Raw genomic sequence first — 255 nt, 5'->3', positions numbered from 1 at the left:
TTCTTTGTCCCAACTTTATTAATCAATGCCTTGAAGCTACCGGTGTGGCAACGGTTAGAAAGCGCCGCATTCCTTTAGATATGGCCGTATGGACAGTCATCGCAATGTCCCTCTATCGACAAGAGCCCGTTTGGAGCATTGTGAGTAAGGCGCAGTTAATGCTGCCAGGCAAAAAGCCTTTAGTTGCCCCGAGCGCTGTGGTTCAGGCTCGCCAACGGTTGGGAGCTGACGCGGTGAAAGAGGTTTTTCATCGTA

At 50.6% G+C, this 255-nt stretch carries 1 protein-coding gene; it reads left to right on the top strand.

Annotated elements, in window-relative coordinates:
• The coding region (locus A3773_RS17645; protein ID WP_197462878.1) for a transposase domain-containing protein at window positions 1-255 on the top strand (255 nt) is incomplete at both ends.

Source organism: Neptuniibacter pectenicola (assembly GCF_001597735.1).
Taxonomy (GTDB): Bacteria; Pseudomonadota; Gammaproteobacteria; order Pseudomonadales; family Balneatricaceae; genus Neptuniibacter; species Neptuniibacter pectenicola.
The sequence above is the reverse complement of the archived record's forward strand: the minus strand, read 5'-3'. Positions and strand labels throughout refer to the sequence as shown.